This window comes from Pseudomonas sp. ACM7, from assembly GCF_004136015.1.
Classification (GTDB): domain Bacteria; phylum Pseudomonadota; class Gammaproteobacteria; order Pseudomonadales; family Pseudomonadaceae; genus Aquipseudomonas; species Aquipseudomonas frigoris.
Genome location: NZ_CP024866.1, coordinates 5305969 through 5322008, shown reverse-complemented (window position 1 = coordinate 5322008; position 16040 = coordinate 5305969). Strand labels below are relative to the sequence as shown.

General features: G+C 59.5%; 17 protein-coding genes and 2 pseudogenes. 7 read left to right on the top strand and 12 right to left on the bottom strand.

Features of this window, described 5'->3' with window-relative positions; genetic code table 11:
- Nucleotides 1-36: 36 nt before the first annotated feature.
- The 8 genes from CUN63_RS25370 to CUN63_RS25325 all read right to left on the bottom strand — a co-directional run bounded on the left by CUN63_RS25370 (nucleotide 37) and on the right by CUN63_RS25325 (nucleotide 7650).
- On the bottom strand, nucleotides 37-810 hold the full coding sequence (locus CUN63_RS25370) for a 1,6-dihydroxycyclohexa-2,4-diene-1-carboxylate dehydrogenase (RefSeq protein ID WP_129443494.1): 774 nt from the start codon (nucleotides 808-810) through the stop codon (nucleotides 37-39).
- 139 nt (nucleotides 811-949) lie between these two features.
- Nucleotides 950-1963, bottom strand: coding sequence for a benzoate 1,2-dioxygenase electron transfer component BenC (gene benC / locus CUN63_RS25365; protein ID WP_129443492.1), 1014 nt, complete (start codon nucleotides 1961-1963; stop codon nucleotides 950-952).
- A 10-nt stretch (nucleotides 1964-1973) separates the two neighbouring features.
- Entirely contained in the window at nucleotides 1974-2462 is a 489-nt protein-coding gene (benB, locus tag CUN63_RS25360) for a benzoate 1,2-dioxygenase small subunit (protein WP_095129739.1), read from the bottom strand.
- A complete protein-coding gene (gene benA / locus CUN63_RS25355; RefSeq protein WP_129443490.1) occupies nucleotides 2459-3823 on the bottom strand; it encodes a benzoate 1,2-dioxygenase large subunit in 1365 nt (454 codons plus the stop codon). The genes benB and benA overlap by 4 nt, the downstream gene beginning before the upstream one ends.
- 210 nt (nucleotides 3824-4033) lie before the next feature.
- On the bottom strand, nucleotides 4034-4993 hold the full coding sequence (locus CUN63_RS25345; protein WP_129443488.1) for an AraC family transcriptional regulator: 960 nt from the start codon (nucleotides 4991-4993) through the stop codon (nucleotides 4034-4036).
- A 222-nt stretch (nucleotides 4994-5215) separates the two neighbouring features.
- Entirely contained in the window at nucleotides 5216-6145 is a 930-nt protein-coding gene (catA, locus tag CUN63_RS25335) for a catechol 1,2-dioxygenase (RefSeq protein ID WP_129443486.1), read from the bottom strand.
- 55 nt (nucleotides 6146-6200) lie between these two features.
- Nucleotides 6201-6491 carry a muconolactone Delta-isomerase gene (gene catC, locus CUN63_RS25330; RefSeq protein ID WP_129443484.1) on the bottom strand — a complete coding sequence of 97 codons (291 nt, stop codon included), beginning with the start codon at nucleotides 6489-6491 and terminating at the stop codon, nucleotides 6201-6203.
- A 10-nt stretch (nucleotides 6492-6501) separates the two neighbouring features.
- Nucleotides 6502-7650 carry a muconate cycloisomerase family protein gene (locus CUN63_RS25325; RefSeq protein WP_129443482.1) on the bottom strand — a complete coding sequence of 383 codons (1149 nt, stop codon included), beginning with the start codon at nucleotides 7648-7650 and terminating at the stop codon, nucleotides 6502-6504.
- A gap of 127 nt (nucleotides 7651-7777) precedes the next feature.
- Here CUN63_RS25325 and CUN63_RS25320 point away from each other — a divergent pair, with 127 nt between their 5' ends.
- A complete protein-coding gene (locus CUN63_RS25320) occupies nucleotides 7778-8662 on the top strand; it encodes a LysR family transcriptional regulator (protein ID WP_129443480.1) in 885 nt (294 codons plus the stop codon).
- Nucleotides 8663-8849: 187 nt separating this feature from the next.
- Here the strand turns inward: CUN63_RS25320 and CUN63_RS25315 are convergent, their stop codons facing one another.
- The 3 genes from CUN63_RS25315 to CUN63_RS25305 all read right to left on the bottom strand — a co-directional run bounded on the left by CUN63_RS25315 (nucleotide 8850) and on the right by CUN63_RS25305 (nucleotide 11208).
- Complete coding sequence (locus CUN63_RS25315; protein WP_129443478.1) at nucleotides 8850-9092, bottom strand: DUF1652 domain-containing protein; 243 nt, start codon at nucleotides 9090-9092, stop codon at nucleotides 8850-8852.
- A 119-nt stretch (nucleotides 9093-9211) separates the two neighbouring features.
- A complete protein-coding gene (locus CUN63_RS25310) occupies nucleotides 9212-10111 on the bottom strand; it encodes a polysaccharide deacetylase family protein (protein ID WP_129443476.1) in 900 nt (299 codons plus the stop codon).
- Nucleotides 10112-10260: 149 nt separating this feature from the next.
- Nucleotides 10261-11208 (bottom strand): ABC transporter substrate-binding protein, encoded by a 948-nt coding sequence (locus tag CUN63_RS25305; RefSeq protein ID WP_129443474.1) that lies wholly within the window; start codon nucleotides 11206-11208, stop codon nucleotides 10261-10263.
- Between the two features lie 296 nt (nucleotides 11209-11504).
- On the opposite strand from CUN63_RS25305, the gene CUN63_RS25300 reads away from it, so the two are divergent.
- From CUN63_RS25300 to CUN63_RS25275, 6 genes and pseudogenes are all read left to right on the top strand, one after another.
- Complete coding sequence (locus tag CUN63_RS25300; protein ID WP_129443472.1) at nucleotides 11505-12503, top strand: aliphatic sulfonate ABC transporter substrate-binding protein; 999 nt, start codon at nucleotides 11505-11507, stop codon at nucleotides 12501-12503.
- A 49-nt stretch (nucleotides 12504-12552) separates the two neighbouring features.
- A pseudogene (locus tag CUN63_RS25295) lies at nucleotides 12553-13389 on the top strand (ABC transporter permease).
- A 3-nt stretch (nucleotides 13390-13392) separates the two neighbouring features.
- Nucleotides 13393-14106, top strand: a complete 714-nt coding sequence (locus tag CUN63_RS25290) for an ABC transporter ATP-binding protein (protein WP_129443470.1) — start codon at nucleotides 13393-13395, stop codon at nucleotides 14104-14106.
- A gap of 65 nt (nucleotides 14107-14171) precedes the next feature.
- Nucleotides 14172-14852, top strand: coding sequence for an SOS response-associated peptidase (locus CUN63_RS25285; protein ID WP_129443468.1), 681 nt, complete (start codon nucleotides 14172-14174; stop codon nucleotides 14850-14852).
- Between the two features lie 263 nt (nucleotides 14853-15115).
- Nucleotides 15116-15388 carry a hypothetical protein gene (locus CUN63_RS25280; RefSeq protein WP_129445155.1) on the top strand — a complete coding sequence of 91 codons (273 nt, stop codon included), beginning with the start codon at nucleotides 15116-15118 and terminating at the stop codon, nucleotides 15386-15388.
- 91 nt (nucleotides 15389-15479) lie between these two features.
- The gene (locus tag CUN63_RS25275; protein ID WP_129443466.1) at nucleotides 15480-15707 is read left to right on the top strand and encodes a DUF6555 family protein; all 228 of its coding nucleotides are present in this window, start codon (nucleotides 15480-15482) and stop codon (nucleotides 15705-15707) included.
- A gap of 47 nt (nucleotides 15708-15754) precedes the next feature.
- Here the strand turns inward: CUN63_RS25275 and CUN63_RS25270 are convergent.
- Nucleotides 15755-16040, bottom strand: a pseudogene (locus CUN63_RS25270) (IS4 family transposase); the annotation flags it as partial.

Here is a 16040-nt window from a genome sequence, read left to right as displayed (position 1 = left end):
TGACTCCGATTGAGGATGGGTTGTTGGCCAGTCGCGTCAGCCCAGGTCGCCGCCACCGACCGGCATGATCATGCCGGTGATATAGGACGCTTCGTCGCTGGCCAGAAACAGAATAGCGCTTGTCTGTTCATCCAGCGTGCCATAGCGCTTCATCAAACTGCTGTCGAGCGTCTGGTCGACAATCTGCTGATACCAGACCTTCTCCTGCTCGCTCTGATCGGCGCTGTTGCGCGGAATCACCCGCGGCGGCGCTTCGGTGCCACCGGGTGCGGTGGCATTGACCCGAATCCCGCGACCGGCGGTTTCGAAGGCCAGGCAAGCGGTCAGCGCGTTGACCCCACCCTTCGCCGCACCGTACGGCACGCGATTGACACTGCGCGTGGCGATGGACGAAACGTTGACGATAGCGCCACTCCCCTGCTCAAGCATGAACGGCAGCGCGGCATGACAGCACCACAGCGTCGGGAACAGCGAACGGCGCACTTCGGCCTCGATCTGCGACGCTTCGTAATGCTCAAAAGGCTTGGTCCAGATCGTCCCGCCTACATTATTGACCAGCACATCCAGACGCCCGAAACGCTCGACGGCGGTTTGCATCACGCGGCTGCATTCGCTGTATTGCTCAAGATCTGCGGTCAGCGCCAGCACCTGGCTGCCCTGCCCCAATTGCTGCTGAACCTCGAACACCAGCTCGGAGCGATCGACCAGAATCAACCGCGCCCCTTCCGCCGCCATGCGCTCGGCAACGCGCCGACCGATGCCTTGGGCGGCGCCGGTGATCAGCGCGACTTTTTCGTGGAATCTGTTCATACATACCTCGTGTTTGCGCCAACCCCTCCGTAGGAGCTGTCGAGTGAAACGAGGCTGCGATCTTTTGATGTCGCCCTTATAAAGATCGCAGCCTCGTTTCACTCGACAGCTCCTACAGGGACAATGCCGCAGAGAATTCTTACGCCGCGCTGGCGGCAAATTTCTCGTAGTAAAAGTTTGTCGGCGCGATGCCTTTTTCACGAATGAACTGGCTGACGGCCTCGACCATCGGCGGCGGGCCGCACAGGTAAACATCGACGTCGCCTTCGTTCAAATGCTGCGGTTCGATGTGTTGGGTCACGTAGCCCTTGAGCGGGTGCTGACTGTCCGGGTTGGCCACGCAGGCACTGAAGCTGAAGTTCGGGATTCGTGCGGCGAAGGCTTCGAGTCGATCCATCTCCACCAGATCGAAATCGTTGGTCACGCCGTAGATCAAATGCAGCGGATGCTCACTGCCCTGCTCGGCGATTTTTTCCAGCATCGCCGTGAACGGTGCCAGTCCCGTACCACCGGCCAGCAGCAACAACGGACGGCGAATGTCGCGCAGATAGAAGCTGCCCAACGGCCCGGCCAGGCTCATGCTGTCGCCGGCCTTGGCCATGCCGGTGAGGAAGCTGCTCATCAAGCCGCCGGGCACGTTTCGGATCAGGAAACTGACCTCGCCGTCGCGCTGCAACGAGCTGAACGAATAGGCGCGGGTCTGCTCGCTGCCGGGAATCCCGAGGTTCACGTATTGCCCCGGCAGGAACGCCAGTTTGCTCAGGGCTTCGCCTTTGATCGACAGCGCGATGGTGCTGTCGGACAACTGGCGCACGGCACTGATGGTCGCGTCATAACTGGCCTGACGTGTGCGGCACACCTCGGATGAGGTCGGCACGCGCACCACGCAATCGCTCTGGGCGCGCATCTGGCAGGTCAGGACAAAACCTTGCTCCGCTTCTTCCGCGCTGAGCGCGTCTTCGATGTACTCCTCGCCCAAATCATAACGGCCGGCCTCGGCGAAGCATTTGCAGGTACCGCAGGCGCCGTCGCGGCAATCCAGTGGAATATTGATGCCCTGGCGATACGCGGCATCGGCCACGGTTTCGCCGGCGTTGGCGTCGATAAATCGGGTGACGCCGTCTTCGAAATTGAATGCGATGGAATGAGTCATGACGGCTGCCTCACAGGTGGTAAACATCGATGACCTGGCGAACGTAGTCGTTCTTCAGGATCACTTTCTTGGCCTTGATCAGCGGGTTTTCACCGCGCACATCGAGGGTGTAGAAACTGCTGCCGAAATAGCTGTCGACGGTCTTGTAGCGAAAGCTCAGGGTGTGCCAGTTGAAGCGCACCTTGCAGAAGCCGTCGGCCTGCTCGAGCAGCTCGATGTTGCTGATGTTGTGCGAGGTGCGGGTGTCCGGCATGGTGGCGCTGGAACGCTCGGTCTTGATGCGGAAGACGCGGTCTTCCAGGCCAGTGCGGTTGCCGTACCAGATCAGCGAGATTTCCCGCTGCGGGTCTTCGGTCAACTCGTCGTTGTCGTCCCAGGACGGCATCCAGAACGTTGCGTCCGGGGCGTACAACTCCAGCCATTCGTCCCATTGCCGATCATCGAGGTAGCGCGCTTCGCGGTAGAGAAAATCGCGCACGGTGTCATAGGTGATGGTCATTGCACGGCCTCCACAGGAATCAGTTCGGACTGCTCGGCGGCTAGGGCCTTGAGCATGGTCTGCTGCCAATACTTGTGTTGCAGCACGAACAGGCCTTCGTCTTCGGTGCGCACGCCGCTGAGCAGCGGATGCAGGTCGATTTCCTTGGCCGCCTCATCGGCGCCTTCGATCCAGTGTTCGGCGCCACGGGACATGTCGTTCCAGGCGGTCACGCTGCCCTGATAACTGGTCTGGCAGGAACGAAACTCTTCCAGATCATCCGGGGTGGCCATGCCGCTGACGTTGAAAAAGTCTTCGTACTGACGAATCCGGCTCGAACGGGCGTGGTCGCTTTCGCCTTTGGGGGCGATGCAGTAAATGGTGATTTCCGTACGGTCGACCGAGATCGGCCGGGCGATGCGAATCTGTGAGCTGAACTGGTCCATCAGGTACACGTTCGGGTACAGGCACAGGTTGCGCGAGTTCTCGATCATCCAGTCGGCGCGGGCCTTGCCGAAGTCCTGGGCCAGTTCGTCGCGACGCTCGTACAACGGGCGATCTTCAGGGTTGGCCCAACGGGTCCAGAGCAACATGTGGCCCTTGTCGAAGGAGTAGAAACCACCGCCCTGCTTGGCCCAACTGCCGGCACTCATGGTCGGGTTGCAATCGCCGGCCTCGCGCTGCTTGCGCTGGTTCTGGGTGGCCGCGTAGTTCCAGTGCACGGAGCTGACGTGATAGCCGTCGGCGCCGTTTTCGGCGGTGAGTTTCCAGTTGCCTTCGTAGATGTAGCTGGAGGAACCGCGCAATACTTCCAGGCCATCGGCGGACTGGTCGACGATCATGTCGATGATCTTTGCCGACTCGCCCAGGTGTTCAACCAACGGCACGACATCAGCCTTGAGGCTGCCAAACAGGAAGCCGCGATAGGACTCGAAACGCGCAACCTTGGTCAGGTCGTGGGAGCCTTCGCAGTTGAAGCTCGCCGGGTAGCCCGCTTCGGCCGGATCCTTAACCTTGAGCAGCTTGCCGGAGTTGTTGAAGGTCCAGCCATGGAATGGGCAGGTGTACGAACTTTTGTTGCCGGACTTGTGCCGGCACAGCGTCGCGCCACGATGGCTGCAGGCGTTGAGGAACGCATTGAGCTCACCGTCCTTGTTGCGCGCGATGAAGATCGACTGGCGCCCCATGGTGGTGGTGTAGAAGTCGTTTTTGTTGGGGATCTGGCTTTCGTGGGCCAGGTACAGCCAGTTGCCTTCGAAGATGTACTGCATCTCGAGATCGAACAGCCGCGGGTCGGTGAACATCTCGCGCTTGCAGCGATAGATGCCCTGTTCTTTGTCATCTTCGAGCAGGGAGTGAAGGTATTCGGGTCGCAGGGACATGGCCGCCGCCTCCATTGTTTTTATTCAGGCAGGGCCATGCTAGGACGGGCGGAAGTGGCGGACTATCCGCTGGGTGCAGACCCGTATCCGTTTACTGCAAAATGCAAGAACCCCGTAGGAGCTGCCGCAGGCTGCGATCTTTTGATCTTGCCTTTAAAAAGCAAAATCAAAAGATCGCAGCCTGCGGCAGCTCCTACGGGGTCCGGTGTTTCAGTGGCGGCGTTTGAGGGTGTCCGACGGCAGTTCGCCAAACTGTTTGCGGTAACTGTCGGAGAACCGGCCCAGGTGCAGGAAGCCGTAATCCATGGCCACTTCCGTGACGTTGCGCACGTTGCAGGTCGGGTCGCTCAGGCAGGCGTTGATGCGCTCAAGGCGTTTTTGCCGGATGTAGTTTTTCGGCGTGGTGCCGGCGTTGCGTTCAAACAATCCGTACAACGAGCGCAAACTCATCCGCGCCTGGCGCGCCAGTTCTTCGCTGTCGATGTCCTGTTTGAGGTGGCCCGCGATGTAGTCGGCAATCACCTCGAACGTGGCCGTCTGTGAGCCGAGACTGATCCGGCTGACATTGGTCTTCATCAGGCTGAGCATCTTGCTGACGATGATCTGTGCGTAGTGCTCCTGCACCCTGGGAATCTGCTCGGTGGCCTCAGCTTCCTGGCAAATCATCGCCAGCAGACCGACAAAGCCTTCCAGTTCATCGAGCTGATAACGGTTCTCCAGAAACCGCACGCCCTGCCCCGGATAGCGCCAGCGCTGTTCATCGCACACGGATTCCAGCAACGGGGTAGGGACTTTCAGAATGAATTTTTCGCAATCGTCGGAATACGTCAGGTCCACCGGATCGTCGGGATTGATCAGCAGCAACTCGCCGGGCGCGAAGTAGTGTTCCTGGCCGTGGCCGCGCCACAGGCAGTTGCCGCGCAGCAGAACTTGCAGGTGATAGATGCTTTCCAGCGCACCGGAAGTAACCCGTACGCTGCCGCCATAGCTGATGCGGCACAGGTCGAGGCTGGCAAACTTGCGATGATTGAGACTGGCCAGCGGTCGCCCGGCCCGGGGCATCAGAATGCAATGGTTACCGACATGCTGATTGACGTAGCCAGACACCGCGTAAGGGTCGGCGTGGTCGAATACGGTGCTGCGCTGACTCAACAGTTGCGCTTGCATCATCGGGTAACTCTCATTGTTGTTATAGGTAACGTCGGGCCATTCTAGAACAGTGCGCGCAACGGTGTGTCAGTAGGCCGACGTGCTGCCAGTCAGTTACCGAAACCCGTGTGGGAGCGGGCTTGCTCGCGAAGGCGGTGTGTCAGTCAGCGTTGATGCTGAAGCTGATGGCCCCTTCGCGAGCAAGCCCGCTCCCACAAGGTCGGGTTCGCTCACATCCCGCGATCAGTCCTCGAGTGCGCGGACCCGTTCGTGGCGTTGCTGCTCGTCGGGTTGCGCGGAGGTCTGCAAGGTGAAATCGAAATCGATTTCGGCAAATCGACCGCTGACACCGTGCGCCGCTGCACGCTGTGGATCGTCGCTGAAGGTGATTTTGGCAATCAGCTCGTCACGGGTGGCATAGGCGAAATCGTCGTGCAGGTATTGATCGCCATCGAGGTTGATCTGGGTGGTCAGGTGACGATGATCCGGCGCGGAAATGAAGAAGTGAATGTGCGCCGGCCGTTGACCATGACGGCCCAATTGATCGAGCAGTTGCTGGGTCGGACCGTCCGGCGGGCAGCCATAGCCCGACGGCACGATGCTGCGCAAGCGATAACGACCTTCGGCATCGGTGACGATACGACGACGCAGGTTGAACTCCGATTGAGTGGTATCGAAGTAGGAATAAGTGCCGCCGGTGTTGGCGTGCCAGACATCCACCACCGCGCCGGCCAACGGTTCGCCGGCGGTGTTTTTGACCTGGCCCTGCATGAACAGCACCACACCCGGATCGACGCCGTCATCCAGTCGCGCTTCGCCTTCCGACAGCGGCGCACCCGCCACGTACAGCGGGCCTTCGATGGTTCGCGGTGTGCCGCCGGCCTTGCCGGCCTGCTCGTCTTCGGCGTCCATCAGCAGGTCGAGGTAATGCTCCAGACCGAGCCCGGCCACCACCAACCCGGCCTCTTGACGCGCACCCAGCACGTTGAGGTAGTTGACGGCTTTCCAGAACTCTTCCGGGGTCACGGCCAGGTCTTCGATGATGTTCACCGAATCACGCAGGATGCGGTAGACCAGGGCCTTGACCCGCGGGTCGCCGGCGTCGTTGAGCAGACCGCTGGCCTCTTCGAGAAACTTCTGGACACTGGCAGTGTGGGAAATCTTGACGTTCATTTTGGTGGGTTCCTCATCTTGTAATTATTAGCGTAGCGAACTGAACAGGCTGGGTTCAGCGGTCATCCTCGCGGATGGAAGAAGGATGCCGGCACATCGCGTCGACCTCGATCGCCATGTACGGAAACAGCGGCAATTGCATGAGCAGGTCGTGCAGTTCCTGCACGCTGTCGACGTCAAAAACGCTGTAATTGGCATAGTGCCCGGCGATGCGCCACAGGTGACGCCACTTGCCTTGCTCTTGCAGGCGCAGGGCCAGGGCTTTTTCGTCAGCCTTCAATTTGGCGGCTGCTTGCGGATTCATGTCGACCGGCAGATTCACGGTCATTTTTACGTGGAACAGCATAATGCTCTCCTCAGGCGTGATGAATGGCAGTAGACGTTTTGTCACGACGGAAGAACGCCAGACGTTCTTCATCGAGGCTCAGGCCCAGGCCCGGTGTTTTCGGCACGTGCAACTCGAAATCGCGATAGACCAGCGGCTCGCTGAGAATGTCTTCAGTCAGCAGCAGCGGGCCGAACAGCTCGGTGTCCCACGCCAGCTTGTTCAGCGTGACAAAGGCATGGGCCGAGGCCAGGGTGCCGATGCCACCTTCGAGCATGGTGCCGCCGTACAGGCCGATACCGGCCGCTTCGGCAATCGCAGCGGTTCGCAGCACGGCACGCGGGCCGCCGTTCTTGGCGATCTTCAAGGCAAACACCGAGGCCGCGCCTTCACGGGCCAGATTGAACGCATCTTCCACGCACTCGATGGATTCGTCGGCCATGATCGGCGCCGGGCTCACGGCGTTCAGGCGCGCCATGCCGGCGCGGTTATTGCGAGAGATCGGCTGTTCGATCAGGTCGATGCCGTTGGTTCCCAGGATCCGGCAGGCGCGCAGCGCAACCGCTTCATCCCAGGCCTGATTGACATCGACCCGCACGCTGGCGCGGTCGCCCAGGGCTTTTTTGATCGCAATGACGTGGGCCAGGTCGCGGTTGACCTCACCCGCGCCGATTTTCAGTTTGAAAATCCGGTGGCGGCGCAGGTCGAGCATTTTTTCCGCTTCGGCGATGTCCTTGTCGGTGTCACCACTGGCCAGGGTCCACGCCACTGGCAGGGCATCGCGAACGCGGCCGCCCAACAACTCGCTGACCGGCAGCCCAAGGCGCTTGCCCTGAGCGTCGAGCAAGGCGGTTTCGATACCTGATTTAGCAAAGGTGTTGCCACGGATGCTGCGCTCCAGGCGCAACATCGCGGCATTCACATTGGCGCTGTCCTGGCCCAGCAGCAGCGGTGCGAAGTGTCGGTCGATGTTGGTCTTGATGCTGTCAGGGCTTTCGTTGCCGTAGGCCAGGCCACCGATGGTGGTGGATTCGCCAATACCTTCAATGCCGTCGGCGCAGCGCACGCGAATGATCACCAGGGTCTGGTTCTGCATGGTGTGCATCGCCAGCTTGTGCGGGCGGATGGTCGGCAGATCGACGATGATCGTCTCGATCGATTCAATGGCTGTTGCAAGCATGTCGATACCCGTCAGGTTCTTAAAGTTCTGGAACCGATTCTGGTACGGCTTTTTTCGGGAAGCCAATATAGAATTGGTCTGACTTGATACCTTTAAGGTATGAAACCGACTTGCATCTGGAGGCTCCATGGAACTGCGTCACCTGCGGTATTTTCAGGTGTTGGCTCAAACCCTCAACTTCACCCGCGCCGCCGAGCTTCTGCACATTGCCCAACCACCCCTGAGTCGGCAGATGCAGCAATTGGAGGATGAACTCGGGGTGTTGTTGCTGGAACGCGGGCGGCCGCTGAAGCTGACCGACGCCGGCCGATTTTTCCATGAACACTCCACCGCCCTGCTCGAGCAACTGGGCAAGGTGTGCGACAACACGCGACGGATCGGTCTCGGCGAAAAGACCTGGCTGGGCATCGGTTTTGCCCCGTCGACGCTGTACGGCGTGCTGCCGGAACTGATTCGCCGTTTGCGCAGCGGCGAGCCCCTGGAGCTTGAACTGGGGCTCTCGGAAATGACCACGCTGCAGCAAGTTCAGGCGCTCAAGGCCGGGCGTATCGATATCGGTTTCGGCCGCATCCGCATCGACGACCCGGCGATCATCCAGACTGTTTTGACTGAAGACCGACTGGTCGCCGCCCTGCCCGCCGGTCACCCATTACTGGCCGGGCCGATCAGTCTTCGCGAACTGGCGAAAGAACCGTTCGTGCTGTACCCCGGCAACCCGCGGCCCAGCTACGCCGATCACGTCATCGCGTTATTCGAATCCTATGGCGTGAGCATCCATGTGGCGCAATGGACCAATGAGCTGCAAACAGCCATCGGTCTGGTGGGAGCGGGAATCGGCGTCACCCTGGTGCCGGCCTCGGTGCAATTGTTGCACCGCGACGACATTGGTTTCACGCCGCTGCTGGAAGACAACGCGACCTCGCCGATTATTCTCAGCAGGCGCGTGGGCGACGTATCGCCGGGGTTGAATCATTGCTTGCAGATGATTGATGAACTGCAGCCGCGGAAGTAATTGCAGTTGTAACGCGATCCGCAGCTGGCGAAGCCTGCGTTCGGTTCGGGCCGCGTTCGGACGAAGCAGTCGTAAAACCGGTATCCGCAGTTCACCTGAAACACCGCAGTGCCTGATTTCACGACCGCTTCGTCCGAACGCGGCCCGAACCGAACGCAGGCTACGCCAGCTGTTACATAGATCCACTTCAGCCGGCAAACGCCCGACGACCGGCGCGCATCTCGATGCGCAACTCGCCAATCAGATTGGAGATATCGCGAACGGTGGTCAGCCGTGCTGGCGATACTCCAGTAATCAACAGATCAATTCGCCCGGCGGCGGGTTCGTAGACTTTGATCCGTAACGTTCCGTCCGGATTCACCGTGCAGGCACAGGAACGCGGTTGAAAACCGGACTCAACAATGCGGCAAAGCTCAGGAACTGAAACCATGACAGGCGCCTCCGTGGCCATTAATCGGATCCAACTTGCTCAGCATAGATGGGCTTTTCCCATCCTGCGCTCGCCAATGCTGAAAATAAGTGTTAGCTGTTTCTCACTTTGGCGACCTTTCAGTGAGAATCCCCACCCCAGATCCAATTCCAGAGCCCCGGCAATTTAACCGGCTGTGAACTGTCGCGAACGGTACGCGCCATGGCGGCCCGTTGCAGCGCTGCCGTGTCGTCGTAAAAGGGCTTTTCGGCGGTTTTCACACCGGCAGCCTGTGCACTGTCGAGCAGGATTTGCAGGTACTCGCGAGTATGCCGGGCGGTATAGCGATTGAGGTCATGGAAGGTCACCACCACCGGAATCACCCCGTCCACCACCGGTAATTCGCCAAGGGCGATGCGCTCGCGCACTTCGGACATTGTGCGCAAGAAGTGGGCCCGCCGCCGGGGGCTGGCGTTGAAGCCCCAGATCTTGCCGTCATTGGCGCTCAGGTCGGTCAGCAGCACATGCATGCCGTGTTGCTGATAGGCGGCGAAGACCCGTTTGTCATAGTTCCAGAATGGCGGACGTACCAGGGTCGGCGGCGCGCCGGTGATCGCGGCGATGTCAGCGCTGCCCTTAGTCAGCGACTGCTCCAGGTCCTCCGGGCTCAGAGACCGATGATTGGTGTGCCCGTGAGTGGCCGTGTGGAAGCCCAGTATCTGCCCTTCTGCGTGTTCACGGCGCATGACCTCGCGACCGATTTCGCTGTTGCCGGCACGTGGCGCACCGGTCTGCACGAAGAACACCGCTTTGAGGTTCGGTTGCACCGGGTTTGTGGCCAGACTGTCGAGCACCGTCATCGTCGGATTCCAGAAACTCGATGCGCTGGGACCGTCGTCGAAGGTCAGCAGGAAACGGATCGGTGGTTGCGCACTCAGACGCTGTTCGGTCTGCGGCGTCATTTCGATGGGAGAAGCGATGCACCCAACCAGCCCTGTGGCGATGATGAATGCAGATAGAACCTTGAACAGCTGTTTCATGTTTTGCCTTGGGCCAGACCGTTACGATCAACACTTCAAAGGGCAAAAATCCTTCGCCCGTTCATCCTTCGTCGGCCCGCAGGTCGCTGCGGGCCGAGGTTGGATAAGGGTACACAGTGTTTGGTTCCAGTGCTGCCCGGCATCGTGGGTTACTGGTCAAACGCCTGCTGAAACGAGCTGTCGATAATCGGTGCAGTCGCCAACGCAGCCGGCAGCGCTTTTACCTTGAACAGGAAGTCCGCGGTGCTTTGCAGATCCTTTGCGGCCTGCGCATCCACCGGGCCGACGGTCATGTGGGCCTGGCGCAACCAATGGCGCGAGACGTTCTGGTCAAGGTTGGCTTTCTTCGCCCAGAGATCGGCGTACTCGTCGGTGTGATTGTCGACCCAAGCCCGGGCCTTTTTCAGGCGCACCAGAAAGTCGGCAATGGCTTCGCGTTTGCTGTCGATCGACGGCGTCGAGGCGGCGATGGCGCTCAGGCCGGGCATCAGGTTCTTGGCGGTGAGGATCGGCCGGGCGCCGGAGAACAGAATCTGCTGAGAGATGTAAGGCTCCCAGACCGGGAACGCGTCGATGCTGCCCTGAGGCAACGCGGCGGCGGCATCGATCGGCATCAGTTTGATGAAGTCGACATAGTCTTCCGGCAGGTCGGCTTTTTCAAGGGCGCGCAGGGTCAGTTGCTGGCTCCAGGCACCGGGCCAATAAGCGACTTTCTTACCCTTCAGATCGGCGATGGTTTTGACCGGTGAGTCCTTGGGCACCAGCAAGGCGATGGTGTCGGGGTTTTGCCGCGAGACGCCGATCAGTTTCACCGGCGCCTGCTTGGCGGCGAGGAACAGAAAACCCGAATCGCCGAGAAAACCCAGATCCAGCGCGCCGGTGTTCAGCGCTTCGGCCAGTGGCGCGGCGGCCTGGAAGTGCTTCCAGTCGACAGTATAAGGCGCGTCTTTCAGTACGCCCGATGCCTCCACCGAAGCGCGAACGTTGTAGTAGTTCTGATCACCGACGTGCAGGACGACGGGCTCGGCGGCGTAAGCCAGTGGTGCGGCGAACAGTGCGCTAGTCAGCAGACTGCGCACGAATCGGGACAGGTTCATCGGGGGCTCCTTGAGGGTTATTGCGATAGACCATAACGCTCTTACAAGAGGCTTTTAAAATTCGATTTATGCATAAGCTCATGACCAGCAGCGAACAGTGTTTGCCCAGCAACAGCGACTAAACAGACTGTTTTCCCTTGAACATTTCTCTGCCCCTGCTTCAGCTCCAAGGCCTTGAAAACACTCGTCACGTAAAACATGGCACAGAGCATGCAATATTCCTTTTATGCAGGAAGCATTTATAAAAAATGTTTTTTTGGAAATAAGAACTTCGCCGCCTTGCCTGGAGCTGTCCCATGAAAACCACCTTCCGTTTTCCCCACGTCAGGTCTCTGCTCAGCGCTTGCGCCCTGGCGCTGAGCCTGCTACCGCTTGCCCAGGCCGCTGAAGCGCCACCGGCCGAAGTGCATCTGGATTACGCCTATTACTCGCCCGTGAGCCTGGTGCTCAAACACTTCGGCTTTCTGGAAAAAGCCCTGCCACAGACCAAGGTCAGCTGGGTGCTGAGCCAGGGCAGCAACCGCTCGCTGGAATACCTCAACAGCGGCGGCGTCGACTTCGCCTCCTCCGCCAGCCTCGCCGCCGTGCTGAGCCGCGCCAATGGCAGCCCTATCAAATCGGTTTACGTCTACAGCCGCGCCGAATGGACGGCGTTGGTGGTGCGCAAGGATTCGCCCTACAAGACCGTGGCCGATCTGAAAGGTAAAAAAATCGCCGCCACCAAGGGCACCGATCCGTACCTGTTTACCCTGCGCAGCCTGCAACAGGCAGGCCTGGGCAAAGACGATGTGGAACTGGTGCATTTGCAGCACCCGGACGGTCGCACTGCGCTGGAAAAAGGTGACATCGACGCCTGGGCCGGACTCGATCCGCACATGGCCGCGAGCCAGGTTCAGGCCGGCTCCCGGTTGCTCTATCGCAACACTCATTTCAACAGCTACGGCGTGGTCAGCGTCACCGACAGCTATGCCAAAGAACACCCACACACCATCGACACCGTACTGAATGCCTACGAGCAAGCTCGCGAGTGGGCGGTAAAAAATCCCGAGGAACTGGCGAAGCTACTCGCTGGCGAATCCGGTCTGCCGCTGGAAGTGGCCAAGCTGCAATTGTCGCGCACCGACCTGAGCAGCCCGCAACTGACCGCCAAGGATGTGATCGCCTCCAAGGCTGCCGCACCGATCCTGGTTTCCGAAGAACTGGTTCGTCGTGGGGTGAATGTCGATCAAGTGATCGACCAACTGATCGACATCGGCTTCAAAGAAACCGTGGCTCGTGTAGGAGCTGTCGAGTGAAACGAGGCTGCGATCTCTTGATCTTGATTCGTCGTGACCGGAGAACCCAATGACCAGCAAAAGCAAACACCTGTCCGCCCCGCTGGCATTGCCCGCACTCCGACGCCTCAACAACGCCTGAAAACTCCGCCTCAAGGCCCTCGCCCTACCGGTGCTGATCCTCCTCGTGCTGGAATTCGTCGTGCGTATCGGCTGGTTGCCGTCCTACCAAATGCCGGCCCCCAGCGAGATCGCGCTGACCTTGAGCGACCTCGCCGAAGGCGCGCTGTGGAAGCACATCAGCGCCAGCCTGTTGCGGGTGCTGTTGGGTTTCGCCATCGGCGCCGGTCTGGCCCTGGTGTTTGCTGCGTGGGTCGGTTTGAGCCGCGAAGCCGAAGCCTGGCTGGAGCCGACGTTCGCCGGCCTGCGCTCGATTCCAAGTCTGGCCTGGGTGCCGCTGTTGCTGCTGTGGCTGGGCATCGACGAAACCTCGAAAATCGTCTTGATCGCCATCGGTGCCTTCTTCCCGGTGTACCTCAACGGCGTCGCGGCGATCCGCGACATCGACCGCAAACTGGTGGAAGTCGGGCAGATGTACGGTTTCAGCCGGCCGCGACTGGTGCGCCGAATTTTGCTGCCCGCCGCCCTGCCCGGTCTGTTCACCGGGTTGCGCAGCGGCATGAGCCTGGCCTGGATGTTTTTGGTCGCCGCCGAACTGATCGCCGCGACCAAAGGCTTGGGGTATCTGCTCAGCGACGGTCGCGAGACTTCACGCCCGGACATCGTGCTGGCGGCAATCATCGTGCTGGCGCTGTTGGGCAAACTCAGCGACGGCATCCTCGCCGGCCTGGAGAAACGTTTCCTCGCCTGGCGCGACACCTTCAACGGCCAAAACGCAGAGGATTGAGCCATGACCGACCACCTGCTGGACATTCGCGTCGAGCGCAAAACCTTCGCCGCCACCACCGTGCTCAAGAACATCCATTTGCAACTACAACCCCGGGAGGCCGTCAGCCTGCTGGGGCCCAGCGGTTGCGGGAAAAGCACGTTGCTGCGCATCATCGCCGGCCTGGAAAAGGACTTTGAGGGCGAAGTGTTCAGCAGCGCCGGGGAAGTCGCTTTTGTGTTCCAGGAGCCGCGACTGATGCCATGGCTGACAGTCGAACAGAACATCGGTTTCAGCGCCGACAACCAATACGACAAAGCCTGGGTCGCGCAACTGATCGACGAAGTCGGCCTCGGCGGTTTTGCTCAAGCCCTGCCCAAAGCGCTGTCGGGTGGCATGGCGCAGCGGGTGGCGATCGCTCGCGGCCTCTACTCGCGACCGCAGGTGCTGTTGCTCGACGAACCCTTCAGCGCGGTGGACGCCTTTACCCGAATGAAACTGCAGGACCTGCTGCTGCAACTGGGCGAACGTCACGCCATCGCCCTGCTGCTGGTGACCCACGACGTGGATGAAGCGCTGTACCTCAGTGATCGGGTGCTGGTGATGGACAATCGCCCCAGCAGCATTCGTCAGGAGCTTGCGGTGCAACTGGCCCATCCTCGTGACCGGCGCGACCCGCTGCTCGCTCGCCTCAAGGCCTTGTCGTTGACCGAGTTGCAGCGCGCCCATGTGATCTGAGCAACTAAGCTGAAATCTCCAGTCAGAGTTCTTCAATCGGAGCTCTTCAATGGGAGTATCGGCCTATGTGCGGACGCCTGTCGCAGTACCGTGGCATTCACGATTTTGTCGCCGTGCTGAGCATCCCCGACGCGTTGATCAACCACGTCGGTGATGAGCCGCTGGCCCGCTACAACGCGGCGCCCACCACGCAACTCGCCCTCCTGCATCTGGAGAGCAACGGCTTGCACGCCGATTTTCAGCGCTGGGGATGGCGGCCGCACTGGGCGAAGGATCGGGCGGCACCGATCAATGCACGGGTCGAAAAAGTCGCCCACGGCGCCTTCTTCCGGGCGATCTGGCCGCACCGCGCGATCGTGCCGATCGACAACTGGTTCGAATGGGTCGACACCGGGGATTCGACGAGGCAACCGTGGCTCATCCGCCGACGGGACCGGGCGCCGATTTTATGCGCGGCGATCGGACAGTTTCCCGGCGCGGGGGGTGAGTCGCGGGCCGACGACGGTTTTGTGATCATCACCGCCGACAGTGCGGGCGGCATGCTCGACATTCATGACCGGCGCCCCGTGGTGTTGTCTGCGCCGCTGGCGCGGGAATGGCTTGACCCGGCCACCCCCAAAGAACGCGCAGAGCAGATGGCGCTGTTGCAGGGTGAAGTCAGCGAGGTTTTCGAGTGGTACAAGGTTGACAGAGCAGTGGGCAATTCAAGAAATCAAGGCGTTGCACTGATTGATGAAACACCCTGAACGTATCAATACAGACATAAATGCAGGAATAAGCAACAGTTATATATACATATTCAACACTTAATCGTTACACATGTCGTCTCATCCAAGAAACACTTGCCTTTGTTTGGCGATTTAACTATTAACCGCCTGTCTGACATTTCAATACATTCAGAATAACTATGGATAGCATGCTCGCCGCATTCCCTCGGCACCCCGCAATTGACCAGAGAGTCAATAAACCAAGGAAATCCTTACAGCAACAAGCCTTGCAGAGAATTAAATTGCGCGACGATTTCATAATTAATCAAGTCGATGGTCTGGCGTGTGTTTATCTTTCGAAGACAGAACATTACCCACTCGACTGTTTTATCGGGCAATACATAAAGACCCGCAACCTGCATTCAATTGCCACTATCGGCGACCTCCTGCGTACAACCCTCGAACGCTATCCGGGTAAACCTCCAGTCATGGTCAACGAGCTGAACGCCTGGATCGACAAGACCTTGGGTTATCGGGCCTCCCACCCCGATTTTCTGACGCTGGAAGAGGTTTGAGTTGATGGACCGGGTTCATTCCGCCAAAGAACTGAACGAACCCGACATCGAGCCACTCTCAAAAACTGAGCTTCGGCCCAAGGAGGAGTATATGAGCAAACTCATCCCCTATGCCGTGCACTATATGTTCGACGGCGTTCGTCAGCACTTTTTCAAACTGGCCGAACAGTTTTCCGATGTCGAGGCGATACATTCGGCGTCCGCCCATGCTTATCCCGACTCCGACCGTCAAATCGCCGCACACGCCAACCTCGAAACCGCGCGCATCAAAGCGCAACAATTGGGTATTACGCACATTCGCTGGAATGAAGCGATCTGATTTAATAATCGCCCAATGAAAAGCCCCGCTTGATAGCGCAATGCTGTTCACTTAAGCGGAGCAGCCTTGCGGTTAACCGGATACCGGGTTTTAGACATCTTCACCGCCCTAGGCCTCGCAGGCCTGGGGCGTTTTACTATGAAGAGCACACCAATGCTGCCGCGAAGCTCGTCCAGGCGTCTTGGCGTGTGTGAGGGCGAGACCGCTCCGGCCATGACCACTAGATGGCTGGCGATGTGCTGACAGGCAAACTTGAAACTCACCTCGCTGGGAGCCCGCTTATGAGCTACAGCCGCCTGACTGGCTTCTCGACGCACTACGTTATAAGCCAGT